The 15,632-nt window shown below is 60.2% G+C and carries 11 protein-coding genes, 2 tRNA genes and 2 pseudogenes; 11 read left to right on the plus strand and 4 right to left on the minus strand.

Annotated features, from left to right (window positions below):
* Positions 1-84 precede the first annotated feature (84 nt).
* From GIW28_RS02810 to GIW28_RS30720, 4 genes and pseudogenes are all read left to right on the plus strand, one after another.
* Positions 85-1,272: an ATP phosphoribosyltransferase regulatory subunit gene (locus tag GIW28_RS02810; RefSeq protein WP_017138459.1), complete on the plus strand. Its 1,188-nt coding sequence runs from the start codon at positions 85-87 to the stop codon at positions 1,270-1,272.
* 54 nt (positions 1,273-1,326) lie between these two features.
* Complete coding sequence (locus tag GIW28_RS02815) at positions 1,327-2,616, plus strand: adenylosuccinate synthase (protein WP_236445724.1); 1,290 nt, start codon at positions 1,327-1,329, stop codon at positions 2,614-2,616.
* Positions 2,617-3,730: 1,114 nt separating this feature from the next.
* Positions 3,731-3,784, plus strand: a pseudogene (locus tag GIW28_RS30715) (hypothetical protein); the annotation flags it as partial.
* A gap of 390 nt (positions 3,785-4,174) precedes the next feature.
* Positions 4,175-4,690: pseudogene (locus tag GIW28_RS30720) on the plus strand (methyl-accepting chemotaxis protein); the annotation flags it as partial.
* A gap of 108 nt (positions 4,691-4,798) precedes the next feature.
* Here the strand turns inward: GIW28_RS30720 and GIW28_RS02825 are convergent.
* The 4 genes from GIW28_RS02825 to GIW28_RS02840 form a co-directional block, all read right to left on the minus strand.
* The gene (locus GIW28_RS02825) at positions 4,799-6,352 is read right to left on the minus strand and encodes an ABC transporter permease (RefSeq protein WP_099548096.1); all 1,554 of its coding nucleotides are present in this window, start codon (positions 6,350-6,352) and stop codon (positions 4,799-4,801) included.
* The gene (locus tag GIW28_RS02830; protein ID WP_138449479.1) at positions 6,352-7,377 is read right to left on the minus strand and encodes an extracellular solute-binding protein; all 1,026 of its coding nucleotides are present in this window, start codon (positions 7,375-7,377) and stop codon (positions 6,352-6,354) included. Before GIW28_RS02830 ends, GIW28_RS02825 begins: the two co-directional genes overlap by 1 nt.
* Before the next feature lie 144 nt (positions 7,378-7,521).
* Positions 7,522-7,608 (minus strand) — tRNA-Leu (locus GIW28_RS02835).
* Between the two features lie 153 nt (positions 7,609-7,761).
* A tRNA-Leu gene (locus GIW28_RS02840) sits at positions 7,762-7,848 on the minus strand.
* Between the two features lie 224 nt (positions 7,849-8,072).
* On the opposite strand from GIW28_RS02840, the gene rnr reads away from it, so the two are divergent.
* The 7 genes from rnr to dnaB all read left to right on the plus strand — a co-directional run bounded on the left by rnr (position 8,073) and on the right by dnaB (position 15,373).
* The gene (gene rnr, locus GIW28_RS02845; protein ID WP_236445719.1) at positions 8,073-10,709 is read left to right on the plus strand and encodes a ribonuclease R; all 2,637 of its coding nucleotides are present in this window, start codon (positions 8,073-8,075) and stop codon (positions 10,707-10,709) included.
* Positions 10,706-11,461, plus strand: coding sequence for a 23S rRNA (guanosine(2251)-2'-O)-methyltransferase RlmB (gene rlmB / locus GIW28_RS02850; protein ID WP_017138453.1), 756 nt, complete (start codon positions 10,706-10,708; stop codon positions 11,459-11,461). Before rnr ends, rlmB begins: the two co-directional genes overlap by 4 nt.
* 327 nt (positions 11,462-11,788) lie before the next feature.
* A complete protein-coding gene (rpsF, locus tag GIW28_RS02855) occupies positions 11,789-12,211 on the plus strand; it encodes a 30S ribosomal protein S6 (protein ID WP_003217491.1) in 423 nt (140 codons plus the stop codon).
* Positions 12,212-12,239: 28 nt separating this feature from the next.
* Complete coding sequence (gene rpsR / locus GIW28_RS02860) at positions 12,240-12,470, plus strand: 30S ribosomal protein S18 (RefSeq protein WP_002551829.1); 231 nt, start codon at positions 12,240-12,242, stop codon at positions 12,468-12,470.
* A 36-nt stretch (positions 12,471-12,506) separates the two neighbouring features.
* The gene (locus tag GIW28_RS02865; protein ID WP_099548099.1) at positions 12,507-13,400 is read left to right on the plus strand and encodes a hypothetical protein; all 894 of its coding nucleotides are present in this window, start codon (positions 12,507-12,509) and stop codon (positions 13,398-13,400) included.
* An 18-nt stretch (positions 13,401-13,418) separates the two neighbouring features.
* A complete protein-coding gene (rplI, locus tag GIW28_RS02870; protein WP_003171376.1) occupies positions 13,419-13,865 on the plus strand; it encodes a 50S ribosomal protein L9 in 447 nt (148 codons plus the stop codon).
* 110 nt (positions 13,866-13,975) lie between these two features.
* Positions 13,976-15,373 carry a replicative DNA helicase gene (dnaB, locus tag GIW28_RS02875; RefSeq protein ID WP_017138451.1) on the plus strand — a complete coding sequence of 466 codons (1,398 nt, stop codon included), beginning with the start codon at positions 13,976-13,978 and terminating at the stop codon, positions 15,371-15,373.
* Positions 15,374-15,632 lie beyond the last annotated feature (259 nt).

Genomic DNA, 15,632 nt, shown 5'->3' on the forward strand with positions numbered 1-15,632 from the left:
TGGATTATGCAAAGCGTGGGTATTTTCTGCTTCACTCAAGGCTCGGCCGAGGGCTGGCCGCCCGGATCATAGGGGAATGGCGTAATGGCAACGGTAGACCGCTGGCTGCTGCCAGATGGCATCGAAGAAGTACTGCCACCAGAAGCTGCGCGCATTGAAGTAGCGCGTCGCCAGGTGTTGGATCTGTTCCAGAGCTGGGGTTACGAGTTTGTCGTGACCCCCCATATCGAGTACCTGGAATCCCTGCTGACCGGCGCGGGCCAGGACCTGGATCTGCGCACCTTCAAGGTCATCGACCCGCAATCGGGCCGGCAAATGGGTTTCCGTGCCGACATCACGCCGCAGGTGGCGCGCATCGATGCGCACACCCTGCGCCGCGAAGGCCCGAGCCGCCTGTGCTACGCCGGCAGCGTGCTGCATGCTCAGCCGCGTGCATTGTCGTCTTCGCGCAGCCCGATCCAGTTGGGCGCCGAGTTGTACGGTGATGCCAGCCCGAGCAGCGACGTTGAAGTGATCAGCCTGATGCTGGCCATGCTGCAACTGGCCGATGTGCCGGATGTACACATGGACCTGGGCCACGTTGGTATCTACCGTGGTCTGGCCCGTGCGGCTGGTTTGTCCGGTGAAGTGGAGCAACAGTTGTTCGATGCCTTGCAGCGCAAGGCGATCGATGAAGTCATCGCCCTGACTGCAGGCGTGCCTGCGGACCTGGCCGACATGCTGCGCGCACTGGTGAACCTGTGCGGTGGCCGTGAAGTGCTGGTGGCTGCCCGTGAGCGCCTGGCCAATGCGCCGGCGCCGGTATTGGCTGCACTGGATGATGTGTTTGCGATTGCCGAGCAGTTGTCGGCGCGCTTCCCCGAGTTGCCGCTGTATTTCGACCTGGGTGAGTTGCGCGGCTATCACTACCACACCGGTGTGGTGTTTGCCGTTTTTGTGCCGGGTGTTGGCCAGGCCATCGCCCAGGGCGGTCGTTATGACGATATCGGCGCTGACTTCGGTCGCGCACGTCCGGCGACTGGCTTTTCTACCGATTTGAAAACCCTGGTGACCCTGGGGCGTGCTGAGGTCGAGCTGCCGTCTGGTGGCATCTGGATGCCCGACAGTACGGACGCAGCACTCTGGCAGCAGGTTTGCCAGTTGCGCAGTGAGGGTCAGCGTGTTGTCCAGGCTTTGCCTGGGCAGCCATTGGCCGCCGCCCGTGAAGCGGACTGCGACCGGCAATTGATTCTGCAGAACGGGCTTTGGCAAGTATCGCCACTGGCTTCTTGAGTTTTCCTGCCGGCCATCGCCGGCACCAAGTTTGCGCGAATGAGGACAAGTGTTATGGGTAAGAATGTCGTAGTCCTGGGCACCCAATGGGGTGATGAGGGCAAAGGCAAGATCGTTGATCTGCTGACCGAACATGCTGCCGCCGTAGTGCGCTACCAAGGTGGCCACAACGCTGGCCACACCCTGGTCATCGATGGCGAAAAAACCGTTCTGCACCTGATCCCGTCGGGCGTGCTGCGCGAAGGCGTGCAGTGCCTGATCGGCAACGGTGTTGTGGTTGCACCTGACGCCCTGCTGCGTGAGATCACCAAGCTGGAAGAGAAAGGCGTACCGGTGCGCGAGCGCCTGCGTATCAGCCCGTCCTGCCCGCTGATCCTGTCCTTCCACGTTGCGCTGGACCAGGCCCGTGAAAAGGCGCGTGGCGAGCTGAAGATCGGCACCACCGGTCGCGGCATTGGCCCGGCTTACGAAGACAAGGTTGCACGTCGTGGCCTGCGTGTGGGCGACCTGCTCAACATGCCGCGCTTTGAAGACAAGCTGCGTGAGCTGGTGGATTACCACAACTTCATGCTGGTGGGTTACTACAAAGAGCCGGCCATCGAGTTCGAAAAGACTCTGGCTGAGTGCAAGGAATACGCTGAGCTGCTCAAGCCGCTGATGCTGGACGTGACCGCCGAGCTGCACGACCTGCGTCGCGCCGGCAAAGACATCATGTTCGAAGGCGCCCAGGGTTCGTTGCTGGACATCGATCACGGCACCTATCCGTACGTAACCAGCTCCAACACCACCGCGGGTGGCGTTGCGACCGGTTCGGGCGTTGGCCCGATGTTCCTGGACTACATCCTGGGCATCACCAAGGCTTACACCACGCGCGTGGGTTCGGGCCCGTTTCCGACTGAGCTGTTCGACGCAGTCGGCGCGCACCTGGCCAAGCAAGGTCACGAGTTCGGTGCTACCACTGGCCGCGCCCGTCGTTGCGGCTGGTTCGACGCCGTTATCCTGCGCCGCGCTATCGATGTGAACAGCATCTCGGGCATCTGCCTGACCAAGCTGGACGTTCTCGACGGCCTGGAAACCATCAACATCTGCATCGGCTACAAAGATGCCGAAGGCAAGGATGTTGCACCGACCGACGCTGACAGCTACGTAGGCCTGCAGCCTGTGTACGAAGAAGTGCCGGGCTGGACCGAATCGACCGTGGGCGTCAAAACCCTGGAAGAGCTGCCAGCCAACGCCCGTGCCTACATCAAGCGTGTTGAAGAGCTGATCGGCGCGCCGATCGACATTATTTCGACAGGCCCGGACCGCAACGAGACCATCGTTCTGCGTCACCCGTTCGCTTAATAAGCTGTTGATGTAAAAAGCAAAGGGCTCCTTCGGGAGCCCTTTTTTGTGGCCGGCTGGCAATCGGCACGACCCTTGCTACGGTTCTTTCTTTCGCGGTGCTATCAAATTAATGGCACCCGTGGTGGAGGGATTTACCGTGTCTGCCGTTCTCTCATTGTTACAAAGCCGGCTGTTGCGGCCGGTGTTCGTTACCCTAGGTATCGCTCTTTTGGTGCAAGTGCTGGTGGCCGTTGCCCTGACGCGAAGCACCGTGACGGCGTTGGAAGCGGATTTAAGCAGCCGCCTGGGTGCCGACAGCCAGAAACTGTCTGGCGAGCTGGCGCAAGCCGGCAAGGAAGTCACCTCGAGCCTGGACAGCTTGTCTTCGAGCACGCGCCAGCGTCTGACCGCAGGGCTTTCCACGCGCCTGCAAGAGGAGCAGAAGCAACTGCGTGCGACCCTGGAAAAAGACCTGCAGGACTCGGCCAATGACATGGCCCAACTGCTGGCGTCGGTGGCGCCCCGCGCCATGTGGGACAGCGACGTGCCGACATTGTCGGAGTTTGCCCGGCGCGCCCAGCGTAATCCCAACGTGTTGTTCGTGGTGTATGACGACGCCGCTGGCGAGCACCTGACCCGTTACCTCAATCGCGAAAACCCGATCAACCAGGCACTGCTCGACAAGGGCAAGGGCGACCGAGCCTTGGATAAGGTCCTGGATGCGGCTAAAAACGACCCTTCGGTGTTCTACGTCGAGGCGTCCATCAGCCCCAACGGCACGGAGATCGGCAAAGTCCGCATGGGCGTCTCGACCAAAGCCGTAGAGGCCGACCTGGCGGCGCTGGACAAGCGTTTTGCCGCACTGATCGCGAGCAGTGATCAGTTGGTCGGTGACAGCCTCAAAGGCGCCGCCGCCGACAGCGCAGCGGCCATGGGCGCGCGCCTGCAATCGGCGCAAGCCACTGCCACCCAGATGACCGCCAACACCAGCAGCGCCGTACAGGACGCTGCGGGAGCGTTGCGCTGGCGCATCGGCCTGGGGCTCGCCATTGTCGGGTTTGGCGTATTACTGCTGATCGCCATCGTGCTGGGGCGCCGTGTGGTCAATCGGCTGAAGTTGTTGATTGCCGCTATGGACGACCTGGCGGCGGGCGAGGGCGACCTCACCAAGCGTGTGCAGATCAACAGCAAGGACGAAATCGGCGACATGGCCTCGGCGGTCAATCGCTTTGTGGATAAGTTGCAGCCAATCGTGCGTGAGGCCGGCGATGTGGCACAGCGCACCGGCGTCGAAATCGGCGCCATGACCTTGCGCAATGCCGGGGCTGACAAGGCGGCCGGTTTGCAGCGCGACGAAGTTGCCGAAAGCTTGCGCGCTCTGTCGCAAATGGCCGATGAGGCCCAGGCCGAAAGCCATGCAATGCAGGCAGCGTTGCAGCAGGTGGTGGGTATTCGCCAGGCCACGGACGAAAACTCACGGACCTCGGCTGAGGTCGGCAGCCTGATCGAAGCGCTGGCGGGGCAAGTGCAGGCCGGTTCCCAGGTGATCGAGCGGTTGGCGCAGCAAAGCGAGCAGATCGAAGTGGTGTTGACGGTGATTCACGGGATTGCCGAGCAGACCAACCTGCTGGCCCTGAATGCGGCGATTGAAGCGGCGCGTGCCGGTGAGACCGGGCGAGGTTTTGCGGTGGTGGCGGACGAAGTGCGGGCGCTGGCGAGTAAAACCCAAAGCTCCACTGGGGATATCCAGGCGCATATCGTGGCGTTGCAGCAGGGCGCACGGGAAGCGGTGGAAACCATCGGCAAGGCCGGGCGCCAGGCGAATGAAGGGTTGTTGGTGCTGCGCGACAGTGTGCGCTTGCAACAGTCGGTGCAGGCTTCGGTGGAGCAAGTGCATGCGGCGATTGGCCTGGCGACGCGTGCGGCCGAGCACCAGGCCCAGGGCGCGCATGCGGTGCGTGGCCGGGTCGAGGTGATCCACGCCCAGGCCGAGCGGGCCGCGCAGGCGGTGGTGGAGACGACGGCCAGTGGCAAGGTGCTGGATGGGTTGGCAGCGCAGTTGAAGGCGAGTTTGGGGCAGTTTCGGGCTTAGCGTCGTCTGCGCCGGCCTCATCGCAGGCAAGCCAGCTCCCACATTTGACCGAGTTCCAGCGTTGGAATGCAATCGAATGTGGGAGCTGGCTTGCCTGCGATAGCGGTCTCAGCGGCTCAAATACATCCGCGTCGTCAGCAGATACACCGGCAACCCCGACACCAGAATCAACAGCGCCGCATACGGCGCCGCCGCCGCAAACTCAACATTCGAGGTATGCGCCCACACGGCAGTCGCCAGGGTATTCAGCCCCGTAGGGCTGAGCAGCAAAGTCGCCGTCAGCTCCTTCATCGCATCCAGAAACACCAACGCGAACGCCGCCCCCAAGGCCGGGAAAATAATCGGCAAGGTCACCCGGCAAAACGCGCTGAACGACGAGGAGCCCAGCGTGCGTGCCGCCTCCTCCAATTGCGGCGCAGCTTTGTTCAGTGCGGTTCGAATCGGCGCCTGAGCGAGCGGCAAAAACAATAGCGCATAAGCAATCAGCAGCAGCGCCGAGGTCTGATACAGCGCCGGCACATAGTGCAGGGCGAAATACACCAGTGTCAGCGCAATCACCAACCCTGGCAGGGCATGCAGCAGATAAGGCAGGCGCTCAGCCCAAATCGCCAACTGGCCTTTGTAGCGCACCACCAGCAGCCCCACCGGTACAGCTAATACCAGGCAAAGTGCAGCGCCGCCCAACGACAGTGCCAGAGAGGACAGCAGCGCCTCACCAATTTCGGCCACCGGGAATGCCGCCGATGAGCCCACTGCCAGCCAGTAAGCGAGCATCCCCAGCGGAATGCCGCTGCCAATGATCGCCAGCGCCAGGCAGTACAGCTGGCCCACGGTCGACCATTTGCCCAGCTTGACCTGTTCAGCATGCCGCGCCGCGCCCTGGCCGATGCGCACATGCCGGCCTTTGCCGCGCACCCGCAGCTCCAGCCACAGCAGCGTCAGGCACATCACCAGCAGCACCGCCGAGAGCATCGCGGCATTGGCGTTGCTGAATTCCAGTTCGAACTGTTGGTAGATCGCGGTGGTAAAGGTTTGCAGGCCGATGATCGACAGCGCGCCGAATTCCACCAGCATATGCAGCGCGATCAGCAGGGCTCCGGCCAGCAGCGAGGGCCAGAGCAACGGCAGTGTAATTCGGAAAAAAACGCCCCAGCGATTCAGTCCCAGCGTGCGGGCCGACTCTTCAAGGGATGGATCAAGATTGCGCAATGTCGCCGCCACCGGCAGAAACACCAGTGGGTACTTGGACAGGGTCATCACCAGTATTGCCCCGCCAAGCCCTTCGAAGTTGGCGCTCAGCGAGACCCAGGTAAAGCTGCTGACAAAGGCCGGTACCGCAAACGGCAGGCACAGGATTACTCCCCAGATGCGTCGCCCCGGCAGGTTGCTGCGCTCCAGTAGCCACGCCAGTGACAGGCCGATCACGCCGCAAGCCACCGTCACCCCAACCATCAAAGCCAAGGTGTTGCGCAACAGCCCGAACACATACGGCCGCCACAGCAGGTGCACCGCCTCCGCCCAGCCGGCCTGCCAGGCCTTGGTCCCGACATATACCAGCGGCAGCAGGCTCAGGCCAACCAGAAACAGCACGGGTAACAACAACCAGATCGACGGGCGTTTGCGCCGGGGGGTGAACACCCCGGCGGGTAGCGATGGGTTCATCAGTTCAAGCCAACGTCACGTTCCAGGTCCAGGGCTTCTTCGGCGTTGCCAAGGTCTGCCGGGGTGACTTTCGGCGGTTGCAGCTCGCTGAACGGCTTGAGGCCGCGATTGGATTGCATGCCCTTGCGTAGCGGGTATTCGGCCGAGGTATTGGTGATGACGCGCTGGCCTTCTTCACTGGCCATGAATGCCAGGAGTTGCTGGGCTTCTTTGGGGTGCTTGCTGGATTTGAGCGCCGCCGCCGAGGACACGGTGATCAGGCCGCCCACATCGCCATCGGTGAAGTAATGCAGCTGAGAATCCAGGTTGGTTTTTTCTTTCTTCAGGGCGAACCAGTAGTAGTTGTTCACCAGCACGGTGGCCACTTCGCCGTTTTCCACGGCCTTGAGCGCGACCATATTGTTGCTGTACACCTTGCCGAAGGCGCGCAGGCCGGTCAGCCATTCTTCAGCAGCTTCGCGACCGTGCAGCTTGATAATCGCCACGGCCTGCTCCTGAAATGCGCCACTGGTGGGCACGAAGCCGACTTTGCCTTGCCACTCGGGGCCAGCGAAATCGAGTACCGATTTGGGCAGGTCTTTTTCGGCGATCAGTTTGGGGTTAAAGGCCACGACGCGGGTACGAGCGGTCACGCCCATCCAGTCACCGTTGCTGCCGACGTAATCCTTGGGCAATACGTCCAGCGTGCTCGCATCAATCTTGGCCAGCAGGCCTTGCTCGCCGAGTTTGTTCAGCGGCGGCGATTCTTCTGTGTAGATCACATCGGCAGGGGAGCGCTCGCCTTCTTCCACGACCTGGCTGGCGAGCTGGTTGCTGCTGCCTTTGCGCACGTTGACGTGAATGCCGGTCTTGGCTTCGAAGGCCTTGGCGAGTTCATCGCCGACTTCTTTGTGCTGGCCGTTGTACAGGGTCAGGGACACCTTGTCGGCGGAGTAGGCGGTGGGCGAGAGCAGCGTCAAGCCAAGCAGGGTGAGGGTCAGGCCACGCAGAAGGGATGTCTTGAGACGGTTATCGCGGATCATCATCCGAAGTGTTCCTCGCTTGTATGCAACAAATCATTGCAAGGATAAACGATAAAACTTCTCAAGTGCGGATGAGGGGAGAATCCTTGGGGAAGTTTTCAAACCCCGGAAACGAAAAAACCCGCTTTCGCGGGTTTGATCTGAATTTGGTGCCCAGGAGAAGACTCGAACTTCCACGACCTTGCGATCACCAGCACCTGAAGCTGGCGTGTCTACCAATTTCACCACCTGGGCATTATCAACAACGCTTGCGCTGTTGATGGAGCGAACTATACGGAGCGCTTTTTAATCTGTAAACCCCTGATATCAAAAATATAATTCAATATTCTTGTTAAAAATCAGAGGCCTGAAACGAAAAAACCCGCTTTCGCGGGTTTAATCTGAATTTGGTGCCCAGGAGAAGACTCGAACTTCCACGACCTTGCGATCACCAGCACCTGAAGCTGGCGTGTCTACCAATTTCACCACCTGGGCAGCATCAACAACGTTGCCGTCGTCGATGGCGCGCACTATACGGAGGCGATTTTGAGCTGTAAAGCCCTGCGATGAAAAAAGCCCGGAAAATTTCGCCAATGGTCATTCAAGGCGCTTTCCGAGGGCTGCAAAGGCCTTTTAAACGCTTGTTGACACCTGAAATTTCCCGTTTCAATACGCGTATGCCAAACTAACCCGCATATAGACAAGGTGAAAACTCTCTAATGGCCGATTGGCAGTCCCTCGATCCCGAGGCCGCTCGTGAAGCGGAAAAATATGAAAACCCTATTCCTAGCCGCGAACTGATCCTGGCGCATCTCGCCGATCGTGGTTCGCCTGCTAGCCGCGAGCAGTTGGTTGAAGAGTTCGGTCTGACCACCGAAGACCAGCTCGAAGCCCTGCGCCGCCGGTTGCGTGCCATGGAGCGCGATGCTCAACTGATCTACACCCGTCGTGGCACCTATGCGCCTGTGGATAAGCTCGACTTGATCCTGGGCCGCATCGCCGGCCATCGGGATGGCTTCGGCTTCCTGATCCCGGATGACGGCAGCGACGACCTGTTCATGAGCCCGGCGCAAATGCGCCTGGTATTCGACGGCGACCGTGCCCTGGCCCGCGTTTCCGGCCTGGACCGTCGTGGTCGCCGTGAAGGCGTGATCGTCGAAGTGGTGTCCCGTGCCCACGAGTCCATCGTTGGCCGTTACTTCGAAGAAGGCGGCATCGGCTTTGTAGTGCCGGATAACCCGAAGGTCCAGCAGGAAGTGCTGATCACCCCGGGTCGCAATGGCGCCGCCAAGGTCGGCCAGTTCGTCGAGGTGAAAATCACCCACTGGCCAACCGCGCGCTTCCAGCCACAGGGCGATATTGTTGAAGTGGTCGGCAACTACATGGCGCCGGGCATGGAAATCGACGTTGCGCTGCGCACCTACGATATTCCTCACGTCTGGCCGGAGGCTGTGCTCAAGGAAGCCGCCAAGCTCAAGCCGGAAGTGGAAGAGAAAGACAAAGAAAAACGCATCGACCTGCGCCATCTGCCGTTCGTCACCATCGACGGCGAAGATGCCCGCGACTTCGACGATGCGGTCTATTGCGAAGCCAAGCCTGGCAAGCTGCGCCTGTTCTCCGGCGGCTGGAAGTTGTTCGTCGCGATTGCCGACGTCTCCAGCTATGTGAAGATCGGTTCGGCCCTGGATAACGAAGCCCAGGTGCGCGGCAACTCCGTGTATTTCCCTGAGCGCGTGATCCCGATGCTGCCTGAGCAGCTGTCCAACGGCCTGTGCTCCCTGAACCCGAAAGTCGACCGTTTGGCCATGGTGTGCGAGATGACCATCTCCAAAACCGGCGAAATGACCGACTACCAGTTCTACGAAGCGGTGATCCACTCCCAGGCGCGCCTGACCTACAACAAGGTCAGCACCATCCTGGAAGCGCCGAAGACCAGCGAAGCCAAGGCCCTGCGTGGCGAATATGCCGACGTAGTGCCGCACCTCAAGCAGCTTTACGCGCTGTACAAGGTGTTGCTGGGCGCACGTCATGTACGTGGCGCAATCGACTTTGAAACCCAGGAAACCCGGATTGTCTTCGGTTCCGAGCGCAAGATCGCGGCCATTACGCCGACCACGCGTAACGATGCGCACAAGCTGATCGAGGAGTGCATGCTGGCGGCCAACGTGGCCACCGCAGAGTTCCTCAAAAAGCACGAAATTCCTGCCCTGTACCGCGTGCACGACGGCCCGCCGCCGGAGCGTTTGGAAAAACTGCGCGCTTTCCTCGGTGAGCTTGGCCTGTCCCTGCACAAAGGCAAGGACGGCCCGACGCCGAAGGATTACCAGGCGCTGCTGGCCAGCATCAAGGACCGTCCGGATTACCACGTGATCCAGACCGTGATGCTGCGCTCTCTGAGCCAGGCGGTGTACAGCGCCGATAACCAGGGCCACTTCGGCCTGAATTACGAGGCGTACACCCACTTCACTTCGCCGATTCGTCGTTACCCGGACCTGCTCACGCACCGGGCGATCCGCAGCGTGATCCACTCCAAGCAGAACACCCCGCACGTCAAGCGCGCCGGTGCCATGACCATTCCGAAGGCACGGATCTATCCGTACGACGAAGCGGTCCTGGAACAGCTGGGCGAGCAGTGCTCCATGAGCGAGCGCCGCGCCGACGAAGCCACCCGCGACGTAGTGAACTGGCTCAAGTGCGAGTTCATGAAAGACCGCGTGGGCGAGTCGTTCCCTGGTGTGATCACTGCCGTGACGGGTTTTGGCCTGTTCGTCGAGCTGACCGACATTTACGTCGAAGGCTTGGTGCACGTCACTGCGCTGCCGGGCGATTACTACCACTTCGACCCTGTGCATCACCGCCTGGCGGGCGAGCGTACCGGTCGCAGCTTCCGTTTGGGTGACACCGTGGAAGTGCAGGTCATGCGCGTCGACCTCGACGAGCGCAAGATCGACTTCGGCATGCCCGACAAGCCGACCGAAACACCGACTGGCCGTAAAAAGCGTGGCAGCGAACCGACTGCGCCAGCCAGCAAAGGCAAGGGCGCGCCTGCGAAAGCAGCGGCCACCGAGCCTGCGCCAGCCAAGGCTGCTCGTCGTTCGTCCACCAAGGAGAAGGCCCCGGAGGCCTACCGCCCGAGCGATGCAGCGGCGAAAAACGCTGAAGTGCGCAAGAGCCGTGAGTTGAAGCAGCAGTTGCTCAACGAAGCCAAAAGCGGTGGTAAAGCGGCGTCTGGGGGAAAGTCCCACGGGGCGGAAAAGCCGTCGAGCAAACCGAGTAAACACCGTAAAGGCCCGCCTAAAGCGGGTTCGGCTCCCGCGAAAAGCGGCGGGTCGCGCAAACCTAAGGCCAAGTCATGAGTCTGGAAAAAATCTACGGCGTGCACGCCGTAGAAGCACTGCTGCGTCATCACCCTAAACGCGTCAAGCAGGTGTGGTTGGCCGAAGGCCGCAGCGAGCCGCGTGTACAAGCGCTGGTCGAGCTGGCTACGCAAAACAAGGTTGCCATCGGCCAGGCCGAGCGCCGTGAAATGGACGTGTGGGTCGAGGGCGTTCACCAAGGCGTGGTTGCGGACGTAAGCCCGAGCCAGGTCTGGGGCGAAGCGATGCTCGACGAGCTGCTCGACCGTACCGAAGGCGCACCGCTGTTGCTGGTGCTGGACGGCGTGACCGACCCGCACAACCTCGGCGCTTGCCTGCGTTCGGCCGATGCCGCCGGTGCGCTGGCGGTGATCGTGCCTAAGGACAAGTCGGCAACCCTGACGCCGGTCGTGCGTAAAGTCGCGTGCGGCGCGGCGGAAGTGATTCCACTGGTGGCCGTGACCAACCTGGCGCGTACCCTGGAGAAACTCCAGCAGCGCGGCCTTTGGATCGTGGGCACCGCAGGCGAGGCCGAGGTCAGCATTTATGACCAGGACCTCACCGGCCCGACTATCCTGATCATGGGTGCCGAAGGCAAAGGCATGCGTCGCCTGACCCGCGAGCATTGCGATTACCTGGTGAAATTGCCGATGGCCGGTAGCGTCAGCAGCCTCAACGTGTCGGTTGCCACCGGTGTGTGCCTGTTCGAAGCCCAGCGTCAGCGCGGTGCCAAGGCCAAGAGCAAGAAGTAACCCGATCAAAAATGTGCGGCCGGGCTTGTGTGGGAGCTGGCTTGCCTGCGATAGCATCACCTCTGTATCACTGATACACCGAGGTGCCTGCATCGCAGGCAAGCCAGCTCCCACAGAATTTCAGCTCCCGCAGTCGTTTCAGGGTGTTTGGAAGATTGTTCAAATAATCACCAATCACCTTGCGCCGTTTCTCCCCCTTCTCTACAATTGCGCCCCTTGCCTTCCTGGCAGGCACCTATGTGCCTCCCTGCGGCAAGATCCATAAGTGTCATTCACTCCTTGTCTGACCGTTTTTGAGCGGCAGGCTACAACCCGTAAGGAGCATTCATGCGTCATTACGAAATCATCTTTTTGGTCCACCCGGATCAAAGCGAGCAAGTCGGCGGCATGGTTGAGCGTTACACCAAGCTGATCGAAGAAGACGGCGGCAAAATCCACCGTCTGGAAGATTGGGGCCGTCGTCAACTGGCCTACGCAATCAACAATGTTCACAAGGCTCACTACGTGATGCTGAACGTTGAGTGCACTGGCAAGGCCCTGGCCGAGCTGGAAGACAACTTCCGCTACAACGATGCAGTGATCCGTAACCTGGTCATCCGTCGCGAAGAAGCCGTTACCGGCCAATCCGAGATGCTCAAGGCTGAAGAAAACCGCAGTGAGCGCCGTGAGCGTCGCGACCGTCCTGAGCACGAAGGCGCTGAAAGCGCTGATAGTGATGACAGCGACAACAGCGATAACGCTGACGAGTAATCCACGGACCTTTTAAGGAGCCTATCAAATGGCACGTTTCTTCCGTCGTCGTAAATTCTGCCGCTTCACCGCTGAAGACGTGAAAGAGATCGATTACAAAGATCTCAACACTCTGAAAGCCTACGTATCCGAGACCGGCAAAATCGTTCCAAGCCGTATCACCGGTACCAAAGCACGTTATCAGCGTCAGCTGGCCACCGCTATCAAGCGCGCCCGCTTCCTGGCCCTGCTGGCCTACACCGACAGCCACGGCCGCTGAGACCGGGCAGTCGACAAGTAGTAAGGGATTGAATGCATGCGCGCCTTAGCTGAGTTCATCATGCGCGGTCGCGTGCAGGCCACTCTGGTAGTGGCCGGATGTGCGGCATTGCCGCTGCTTTATTGGTTGGGTGCTGCTGCAGGTTGCCTTGTGCTCCTGCGGCGCGGTTTGAAGGACGCCCTTGGCGTTCTTGCCCTGGGATTGTTGCCGGCCTTGATCTGGTGGCTTCAATTCGGTGATCCACGGGTACTTCTGGTACTGCTGGGGTCATCGAGCCTTGCGTTGGTTTTACGCGCAAGTGAGTCCTGGGTCCGCACGCTGCTGGTCAGCGTGGCATTGGGGTTGGTGTACTCAGTGATGCTTGGCGCGGCTTTCCGCCCGCAAATCGAAGCGCTGTCGCAAGAGATCGTCAAGATCCTGCCGATGGCCCTCGGGGATCTCTACCAGCAATTGTCGGTAGATGAGCGAGCGCGGTTTGCGTCACTGATTGCCCCGGTCCTGACCGGCCTGATTGCGGCATTGTTGCAGGTCGTCAGCGTGCTGAGCCTGATTGTTGGGCGTTATTGGCAAGCGTTGTTGTACAACCCGGGTGGTTTTGGTCGCGAATTTCGCAGTATCAGAATCCCAGCGGGGCCGGCGATGTTGCTGCTGGCGTGCATGGTTGTCGGGCCGAACTTCGGCCCACAGATGGCCTTGCTGGCGCCGATTTGCAGTGTACCGCTGGTGTTTGCCGGGCTGGCCCTGATTCACGGGCTGGTTGCGCGAAAGCGCCTGGCCAAGTTCTGGCTGGTGGGGTTGTACGTCACGATGTTGCTGTTTATGCAGCTGATCTATCCGTTACTCGTGGTTTTGGCCATTGTCGACGGCCTGATTGATTTTCGCGGTCGTCTGGCGTCGAAAGACGCCGATAACGCGAACGGTGAAGGTTAAAAGTTAGAGGATTTTCACATGCAACTGATCCTTCTGGAAAAAGTCGCCAACCTGGGCAACCTGGGCGACAAAGTGAACGTTAAGGCCGGCTACGGTCGTAACTACCTGCTGCCATACGGCAAAGCCACCGCTGCAACCGCTGCCAACCTGGCTGCGTTTGAAGAGCGTCGTGCTGAGCTGGAAAAAGCCGCAGCAGACAAAAAAGCTTCGGCCGAAACTCGCGCTGCCCAACTGGCTGAGCTGGAAGTGACTATCACTGCCACCGCCGGTGACGAAGGCAAGCTGTTCGGTTCGATCGGCACCCACGACATCGCTGATGCACTGACCGCCTCCGGCGTTGAAGTGCAGAAGAGCGAAGTTCGTCTGCCGAACGGCACCATCCGCAACGTAGGCGAATTCGACGTAGCCGTGCACCTGCACGCTGAAGTTGAAGCCACCGTACGCGTTGTAGTGGTAGCAGCTTAAGCAACACCTAACTGACTGGCACCTCGCGTGCCAGGCGGTTAACATCGGGCACGATCCTGTTTACAGGTCGTGCCTTTTGTTTTTCTACACACCCCTAATTCCAAGTGGCCATGAACGATATTTCAGCTCCTGAGCAATACGATCTGCAAACCGCTGCCCTGAAGGTGCCGCCGCATTCCATCGAGGCCGAACAGGCCGTGCTCGGTGGCTTGATGCTGGATAACAACGCCTGGGAACGCGTGCTGGATCAAGTCTCGGACGGTGATTTCTATCGCCATGACCACCGCTTGATCTTCCGCGCCATTGCCAAGCTGGCCGACCAGAACTCGCCGATCGACGTGGTAACCCTGGCCGAACAGCTGGACAAGGAAGGCCAGACCTCCCAAGTCGGTGGTCTGGGCTACCTGGGTGAGCTGGCGAAAAACACGCCATCCGTCGCCAACATCAAGGCGTATGCGCAGATCGTTCGCGAGCGCGCCACCCTGCGCCAATTGATCGGTATCAGCACCGAAATCGCCGACAGCGCCTTTAACCCTGAAGGCCGCACTGCCGCCGAGATCCTCGACGAAGCTGAGCGCCAGATCTTCCAGATCGCCGAAGCGCGGCCGAAAACCGGCGGCCCAGTCAGCGTCAACGACCTGTTGACCAAGGCCATCGACCGCATCGACACCTTGTTCAACACCGACAACGCCATCACGGGTATTTCCACCGGCTACACCGACCTCGACGAGAAGACCAGCGGCCTGCAGCCGTCTGACTTGATCATCGTCGCCGGCCGTCCATCCATGGGTAAAACCACCTTTGCGATGAACCTGGTGGAAAACGCCGTGTTGCGCAGCGACAAAGCCGTCTTGGTTTACTCGCTGGAGATGCCAGGTGAATCGCTGATCATGCGTATGCTTTCCTCGCTTGGCCGTATCGACCAGACCAAGGTGCGAGCCGGTCGCCTGGAAGACGACGATTGGCCGCGCCTGACATCGGCGGTCAACTTGCTTAACGACCGCAAGCTGTTTATCGATGACACCGCCGGTATCAGCCCATCAGAGATGCGTGCACGTACTCGCCGGCTGGTGCGTGAGCACGGCGACATCGCCCTGATCATGATCGACTACCTGCAGCTGATGCAGATTCCAGGCTCCAGCGGTGACAACCGCACCAACGAGATTTCCGAAATCTCCCGGTCGCTCAAAGCCCTGGCCAAGGAATTCAACTGCCCGGTGGTGGCGCTGTCCCAGCTCAACCGTTCCCTTGAGCAGCGCCCGAACAAGCGCCCGGTGAACTCCGACTTGCGGGAATCCGGAGCGATCGAGCAGGATGCTGACGTGATCATGTTCGTGTACCGCGACGAGGTGTATCACCCCGAGACGGAGCACAAAGGCATTGCCGAGATCATCATCGGCAAGCAGCGGAACGGGCCAATCGGCTTTATCCGCCTGGCGTTTATCGGTAAGTACACGCGCTTCGAGAACCTGGCGCCGGGTAGCTATAACTTCGACGATGACGAGTAAGTTTCAGCGCCTGTAAGGGCCTCATCGCAGCATAGGTATCTACACAACCGGTTAACACGAAGTCTGTGGCAGGTGGGCTGTTGTGGCGAGCAGGCTTGTCCTGCGTTGGGCTGCGAAGCGGCCCCAGTACAAGCACGGCAATTTTGCTGAAAGTACTCAGCGTCTGTTTTTGGGGCTGCTTCGCAGCCCAACGCAGGACAAGCCTGCTCGCCACAGGAGAAATAGGCTGCTTTTAAAAGTTGTGTAGATACCTATGCTC

Origin of the sequence: Pseudomonas sp. PA-5-4B, from assembly GCF_021606215.1 — a bacterium.
GTDB lineage: Bacteria > Pseudomonadota > Gammaproteobacteria > Pseudomonadales > Pseudomonadaceae > Aquipseudomonas > Aquipseudomonas edaphica.